Raw genomic sequence first — 4260 nt, forward strand, 5'->3', positions numbered from 1 at the left:
CTGTCTTCATAAGATTCATATATACTTTTTAAAAATTTTTCTTGTTTCTCACTGTCAGTTCCTTCAAGAGGAAGTGGAACAGTTAAAACACTTGCCCCTGCAATAACAGGAGCGTAATAATGTATAGGATACCTTGGGCTTGGAACTAAAGCTATATCTCCTGGTTCAAGCATTGCAACCATCAGGTGTGAGATACCTTCTTTTGAACCAATGGTCATTATAGCTTCTGTTTCAGGGTCTAATTTTACACCGTATCTTCTTTCATAAAAATCTGCAATAGCTTTTCTAAGTCTTGGTATACCCTGGGACATAGAATATCTATGTGTATGTTTCTTTTTTGCTGATTCACACAGCTTATCTATTATATGTTTCGCTGGTTGTAAATCAGGATTTCCCATACCAAAATCTATAATATCTTCACCTTCCCTTCTCATTTTTGCTTTTAATTCATTTACTATTGCAAAAACATAATGAGGCAGTCTTTTTATTCTTGGAAATTCTTCATATTGTTGCATCTAATTTTTTACCTCTCTTTTTTTGGTAATAAAACTAAAGGGTCTACAGGAGAAGCATTTTTTCTTATTTCAAAATAAACTCCACATTCATTTCCATTATTGAGTTTTCCTGTAAAACCAATAATATCTCCCTTTTTTACATACTGTCCATCTTTAACAGCAATCCTTCCTATATGTCCATAAACCGTATTGTATCTATTTGGGTGTTTTATAATTACCAGATTACCATAAGCCTTTATACTGTTCCCTGCATATATTACTTTTCCATCTTCTGATGATTTTATTGGTACACTGCAGTCAGTTTTAATATCTATTCCCAAGTGTCTTAAAGTCGTTGAATTTACAAATTTGGCTACAACTGTACCATTTTCAACAGGCCAGATAAATCCAAAAGGCATAGATTTTTTGACTGTTTTAACTTTTTCTTCTTCAGTTATTCTTTTTAATCTAACTATTTTCTTTTTGATTTTTAACTTTTGACCGGGACGTATAATATATGGTTTTTTTAATCTATTCAATCTTATTATTTCACTTACAGAAGTATTATATTTTTGTGCAATTAACGAAAGATTTTCTCCAGATTTCACTCTATGATATATAATTTTTGTTATTATTTCTTTTTTTAATTTTATTTTCTTTTTAACCTTTTTTTTCTGTGTGCTTTTTGAATATTTTTTTACTTTCCCTTTTTTTATACATAGGGTTTGCCCTACTCTTATAATATTAGAGGTTAAATTATTAAGCCTTTTTATATCTTTTACCCATACATGGTATTTTTTGGCTATTGTAATTAAAGATTCTCCAGGTTTAACCTTATGATATACAGAGCATGAGCTATTTTTAGACGTGCTTACAATTTTTTTTGAAGGTATCTTTAATTTTTGACCTGGTCTTATAATGTAAGGCTTTTTTAAATTATTTATTTTTATAATATCACTTACATTTACTTTATACTTTTTAGCTATTAAAGCAAGATTTTCTCCAGATTTTACAGTATGATATGTATATGCATATGTAAATGTAGTAATAATTAAAGTTAAAATTAAAAATTTAATACCTGATTTCAAAATCAGCAAAACCTCCTTCTTTATCTATAAACTCATATTTAATATCTTCAACAAAAGATAAAGGTGGACCTTTTCTTAAATTATCTAAAAATATATTTAAAGTATTTTCGTCCCCTTCTGCCCAAACTTCAACAGTTCCATCAGGATTATTTTTTACCCATCCTTTTAATTTAAGTTCACTGGCAATTTTTTGGGTAAAATATCTATAACCTACTCCCTGAACCTTTCCTTTTATAATTGCATGAAGAACCAAATTTGACCTCTAAACAATCAGCTATTAATAGTATATTATATTACTTTTAGTTGAAAATTATAAGTATCAGAATATTATTTGTGTTAAATAAAAATACAAAAATATGATGAGGTAAGATGAGAGAAAAGGATTTACAACTTTTAGAATACAACATTTTTTTAGAAAAATTAGCAGGCTTTACCGAAAATGAAAAAACAAAAGAAAAAATTAAAAATCTCAAACCTGTAAAAAATCATAAAGATTTAAAAAAAATATTAAATCTTACCCAGGCTTTTTTAGATATTTTTACAAAAGAAGGGTTTTTCCCATTATCAAACTATCCAGATATTGAAGAAACTTTAAAATTACTTTACATTGAAGAAAGTATACTATCTCCTGTTGAGATACTTGATATTACCAACATTCTCAGTATATCAAGGGAAATCAAAAACTTTCTAAGGGAGAAACTAAATAAGGAAAGCATAGAGTTTTTAGCTCTTTATAAGAAACTTTTTTCATCAAGAGAAACAGAGAAAATTATAAAAGACAGTATTGATGAGGCAGGTTTTGTAAAAGATAGTGCAAGTAGAGAGCTTTATAAAATAAGAAAAAGCAAAAAAGAAATAGAACAAAAAATAAAATCCATTTTGGAGCATATTATACACAACCCAAATTACGAAGATATAATTCAGGAAAAAATTATTACCATAAGAAAAGATAGATATGTAATCCCTGTAAAGGAAAATTTTTCTTCAAAACTAAAAGGAATAATACATGACAGGTCATCAACAGGTCATACTATATTCTTAGAACCTTTAAATGTAATAGAACTAAATAACAAATTATCAGATTTAAAAATTAAAGAACAGATAGAAATAAGAAAAATCCTTGAATTTTTAACCAATATATTAAGAAATAAATACAACAATATAAAAAATACTTTTGAAGCCATTATTGAGTTTGATTATCTATTCTCAATCGCAAAATACAGCAGAAAAATAAAAGCTATTTTCCCAGAAATTTCTAAGAACATTAACTTAAAAAAAGCAAAGCACCCATTATTTTTACTAAGTGGAAAAGAGTTCAAACCAATTGATTTAATTTTAGATAATGATAAAAGAGGACTTGTAATAACTGGACCAAATACAGGTGGTAAAACTGTAGCATTAAAAACCTTAGGATTATTATCTCTAATATTCCAGACAGGTATTCCTGTACCAGTAGATGAAGAAAGTGAGATTAGTATATTTGATAATATTTTTGTTGACATAGGAGATTATCAGAGTATAGAGCAGAACCTTTCCACATATTCATGGCATATATCAAATATTAAAGAAATATTAGAAAATACAGATGATAAAAGCCTTGTTCTACTTGATGAATTGATTCCCGGAACTGACCCTGACGAAGGCTCAAGCATAGGCATTGGGATACTTGAGTTTTTAAAAGAAAAAAAATCTTATATTGTGATAACATCTCACTTCAAACAAATAAAACTTTATGCTTTATCTGATGAATACTTTACAGTAGCATCTGTTGGATTTGACAAAAAGAATTTAAAACCTACATACAATCTTTTATATAATTCTGTTGGACAGAGCATGGCATTTTATATAGCTCAGAAAATAGGAATTAATGAAGAAGTTTTAAAAAATGCCAGAAAGTATATAAACGAAGACAGCCTGTCTTTGAATAAAGCAATAGAAGAGCTTGAAAGATTAAAGGTTTTGCACGAAGAAGAAAAGGAAAAATATGAAAAACTTGTAAAAGAAGTTAAGCATCAAAAAGAAAAGTATGAAAAATTAAATGCTGAACTTGAAAAACTAAAAAAAGAAAAATGGAAAGAAAGCATTTCTGAAATTAAAGAGTTTGTAAAGTCAATAAAAAAAGAAGGATATTCTATATTAGAAGAAGTTAAAACTTCTGGTTCAGGAAAAGCAATTGAAGAATTTAATAAAAAGATTTCTCTTACTATAAATGAAATTAATAAAACTGAAGAAGCTATACAAAATGAAGAACTTGACATAGGCGATAAAGTAAAATTAAAAGATAAAAACACAGTAGGAGAAATTATTTCTATTAGAGAAAATAAAGTTAATGTAAATTTTAACGGAATAAAAATATGGGTAAATATAAAAGACTTGGAAAAAGTAGATAACGTAAACGTGGAGAAAAAATCCAAATTTCATATCAAAAAAAGTAAAACTAACATTAGTAATGAGATAAACCTGATAGGTTTAACGAAAGACGAGGCTATTAACAAGTTAAGCCAGTATTTAGATAAAGCTATTTTAGAAGGATATACAAACATAAGAATAATTCACGGATATGGAGCTGGAATTCTTAGAAAAGCTGTAAGAGAATATCTTGATACTTGCCCTTATAAAATAAGGTACAAAGACGCCCAATACTCTGAAGGTGGAATGGGTGTTACTATTGCTGAGAT

At 27.7% G+C, this 4260-nt stretch carries 4 protein-coding genes; 1 reads left to right on the plus strand and 3 read right to left on the minus strand.

Annotated elements, in window-relative coordinates; all coding sequences use genetic code 11:
- The 3 genes from HG1285_RS05765 to HG1285_RS05755 form a co-directional block, all read right to left on the minus strand.
- Nucleotides 1-515 (minus strand): aminotransferase class I/II-fold pyridoxal phosphate-dependent enzyme (locus HG1285_RS05765; RefSeq protein WP_008288311.1); only part of this gene is annotated, 515 nt, incomplete at its 3' end.
- Between the two features lie 8 nt (nt 516-523).
- Nucleotides 524-1582, minus strand: a complete 1059-nt coding sequence (locus HG1285_RS05760) for a M23 family metallopeptidase (protein WP_008288312.1) — start codon at nt 1580-1582, stop codon at nt 524-526.
- Nucleotides 1566-1835, minus strand: a complete 270-nt coding sequence (locus HG1285_RS05755; RefSeq protein ID WP_008288313.1) for an acylphosphatase — start codon at nt 1833-1835, stop codon at nt 1566-1568. The genes HG1285_RS05760 and HG1285_RS05755 overlap by 17 nt, the downstream gene beginning before the upstream one ends.
- A gap of 116 nt (nt 1836-1951) precedes the next feature.
- Here HG1285_RS05755 and HG1285_RS05750 point away from each other — a divergent pair.
- A partial coding sequence (locus HG1285_RS05750; protein WP_008288314.1) for an endonuclease MutS2 occupies nt 1952-4260 on the plus strand: 2309 nt, incomplete at its 3' end.

The organism is Hydrogenivirga sp. 128-5-R1-1 (genome assembly GCF_000171895.1).